The sequence below is a fragment of the Paenarthrobacter sp. NPDC090517 genome, assembly GCF_044769165.1.
GTDB lineage: Bacteria > Actinomycetota > Actinomycetes > Actinomycetales > Micrococcaceae > Arthrobacter.
Genome location: NZ_JBIVXN010000016.1, coordinates 1 through 3,359 on the forward strand (window position 1 = coordinate 1; position 3,359 = coordinate 3,359).

The window sequence follows — 3,359 nt, forward strand, 5'->3', positions numbered from 1 at the left end:
GGGGGTGCGCAACGATCCGGCCATAATTTCAACCAATTGATAAAACAATCGGTATCAACAAACTTGGCACACTATTGAGTTCTCAAACAACAGACCCCCCAAAACATCACCCACAGCACACCACAAAGCAGCGCACCCAACAGGGCCATTGGAAAAGAAGAGTTATTTTTTGGCCGCCTACCGAACCGTACACACCTTCCGGCTTTCCGTTTCGCACCCGGCGACTCAGAAAACAATACACCCCCCACACCCCCAACGCAAATCCACCCCCAACCCCACCCCACACACCCCCAAAACCCCACCAAACCGCCGTCGAACACCACCCCTCAGCGCTCCATCAACTCACGCATGGCCGCTACCACCGCTGCGGGATCCTCCTCAGCCATGAAGTGGCCAGTGTTCACCGTCATGTGCGTTAAGTCGGGCGCCCACGCACTCCAAAGCGCAGCAGCGTCATAGCCCAGCGCCGCTCCCCAATCCTGTTGCATCACAGTGACTGGCATGGACAGGGCGCGTCCGGCCTTCCTGTCGGCGAGATCATGCTGGACGTCGATTCCCGCAGAGGCCCGGTAGTCGGCAGCGATCGACCACACTGCCTGACCCGATGCCTTCAGATACTCCTCCCGATACCGTGGTGGAATCGCTTCAGGATCAGCCGTCCACCCGTCGATGAACGATGCAAAGAAGGAGTCTGCAGTCGCTTCGATCATGGGCTCGGGGATTCCCGCGGGCTGTGCCATCAGGTAAAGGTGCCAAGCAACTTTGGCATCCGCACCACGGAGGATATCCCACATATCCAACGTCGGTAGCACATCCAGAACCAGCAGGTGGCTGACGACGCCAGGATGGTCCAGGCCTGCCCGCACAGCAACCAAGGCGCCACGGTCGTGACCAGCCAGCGCGAAGCGATGATGCCCAAGTGCCCAGGCCGCCGCGACGATGTCCGCGGCCATCGTTCGCTTCGAGTACGTTTCCTCCCCTTCCTCTGCCGGTTTAACACTCGCGCCATAGCCACGAAGGTCCGGACAAATGACAGTATGGTCCGCCATCAAGTCCGCGGCGATATGCCTCCACATGAGGTGCGTCTGCGGAAAGCCATGCAAAAGTACGACGGCGGGCCCGCGCCCCGCCACGGCGACGTTCAGTTCCACGTCGGGTGCTACTGGGACACGGTGATAGGTTGCCTCGGGCAGCAGTGTCAAAGTCAAAGGAGCCTCCATTCATTGTTGGTGGAACCACTCTCCTGCCAGCGAATCAGCAGCGAATCAGCTGGAGCCACGGAACACCCTGGGTTGTCTGACTTCCTCACTACGATTGACCCGTGACTACTGCGTCAATCCCAACTAATGTGCAGATCCGAGTCCTCGGCCCCCTCCAAGTGGCCGTCGATGGAGAGGTGCGGGAACTATCCAAGCGCCGGCACAGGGAAATCCTTGGCATACTCGTTGCACTGCGAGGCCGCGACATCTCGACGGCGTCACTCATTGACGAACTGTGGGACGGCGCACCGCCACCGGGAGCCGTCGGAGCAGTCCGCACCTTCATTGGTGAACTTCGCCGCATCCTGGAGCCACATCGGCTACCCCGCACCCCACCCTCGGTGCTCGTTACGGTGCGAGACGGGTACGCCCTGCGACTCTTCGTCGACGCCGTTGATGTCTGGAGGGTGGAGTCCGCAGTAGCCCGAACAGCTGGAGCGACGCCCAACCAGGCCAAATCACTCTTGTCCACTGCCCTCCGCGAGTGGCGCGGTGCAGCCTTTCAGGAATTCGCCGAGCGGCCGTGGGCCCTCGCTGAGGTGAGTCGACTGACCGAGATGCGACAGACCGCCGTCGAGCGCTTCGCCTCTGCGTGCCTGGACTGCGGGCAGCCGGCGGAGGTCATCGCCATGCTGGAAGCACAGGTGGAGGAGAACCCGTGGCGTGAAGAAGGATGGCGATTGTTGGCCGTGGCTCTGTACCAAAGTGACCGCCAAGGCGATGCACTGGCGGTCCTTCGGCGGGCACGGGTGCAGCATGCCAACGAACTAGGGCTGGACCCCGGCCCTGCGCTCGTGGATCTGGAGAGCAGGATGCTCCGTAGGGATCCCCATTTGGACCGCCCGGAACCCCTCGGTTTGGCCATGACTGCCACCGCCTACTCCAAAAGCGGCACGAGGGTTCAGTTGGAAGCCTCGAACGCGGTGTTGGGAAGCTTGGCAGTCGCCGGCAATCTTGAGACAGCCCGCACCCAACGCATAGCGGCGATCCAAGCTGCTGCAGAGCTGAATGATCCCGAACTCGACGCCCGCGTCATTGGAGGCTACGACATACCCGGGATTTGGACGCGTCCGGATGACCCCGCCGCTGCCGCCATCGTGATTGCCGCTGCCGAGAATGCGCTTGCAGCCAACCCCAACCTCAGCGATCGAAGCCGCGCGCGTCTTCTGGCCACCATTGCCATGGAATCCCGAGGGACCGGCGGTCGCCACCCGGAAGCCAGCGAAGCGGAGTCGATCGCCAGAAGATTGGGAGACGCGCAACTGCTCTGCTTCGCCCTCAGCGCCCGGTTTATGCAAACCTTCACTTCAGCCGGACTTGCAGCCGATCGCGCCGATATTGGCCAGGAGCTGATAACAACAGCGTTCGACGCCGATTCGCCAACCTTTGAGATCAACGGGCGGCTGATTCGCATGCAGGCATTGTGCGCCGTGAATGACATCAGCTCGGCCAGCTCGGAGGCCGATACGGTGGACCGACTCGCCCAGCGACACGAGAGACCGTTGGCGACCGTCTTCACACACTGGTTCCGCTGGACTTTCCTCGGTGACAGCCTGCCGCCTCCGCTGCCTCCAGAAATGCCTGGCTTCACGGACGGAATGCCTGCTTTGGCCACTCTGGGCCGAGAATTGCGCGAGGCCACTGAATTAAGTGATGGCGACTTCGGCCCGTATGAGCGCTGGGTTCGGCCCCTTTTACTAGTTAGGGCAGGGTCTCTTGGCGCGGCTGTAGAAGCTCTTCAACAGCTTCCGGATCCATCCTCGGATCTTTTGCTCGAGGCGACTTGGTGCATCGTTGCCCAGGCAGCCAGTGAACTGGGCCAGCTCTCTGTGATCCGCCGGGCATTGGGCGCCTTGGAACCGGCCCGCGGAGAATGGGCTGCCGGAAGTGGCGTGGTAGACCTGGGGCGCGTTGATCACTATCTGGGGCTGCTTGAGGTGGCTGCTGGGTCGCGGCGAGGGGTTGGTTAAATGCGGGAAGCCTCCAGGGTGGTGGAGGCTTCTGTTGTGGTTTTGTTGTTAAATGTGGGAGACCCCCCGACCCGTGGTGGGTTGGGGGGTCTCTACCTAATGGTTGTCCGGCGGTGTCCTACTCTCCCAC

At 61.6% G+C, this 3,359-nt stretch carries 2 protein-coding genes; one reads left to right on the forward strand and one right to left on the reverse strand.

Annotated elements, in window-relative coordinates:
• Positions 1-326: 326 nt before the first annotated feature.
• Positions 327-1,208 (reverse strand): alpha/beta fold hydrolase, encoded by an 882-nt coding sequence (locus ACIQTW_RS21785; RefSeq protein ID WP_402941616.1) that lies wholly within the window; start codon positions 1,206-1,208, stop codon positions 327-329.
• A gap of 113 nt (positions 1,209-1,321) precedes the next feature.
• Between ACIQTW_RS21785 and ACIQTW_RS21790 the strand changes: the two genes are divergently transcribed.
• Positions 1,322-3,229, forward strand: a complete 1,908-nt coding sequence (locus ACIQTW_RS21790) for a BTAD domain-containing putative transcriptional regulator (RefSeq protein WP_402941619.1) — start codon at positions 1,322-1,324, stop codon at positions 3,227-3,229.
• Positions 3,230-3,359: the final 130 nt, after the last annotated feature.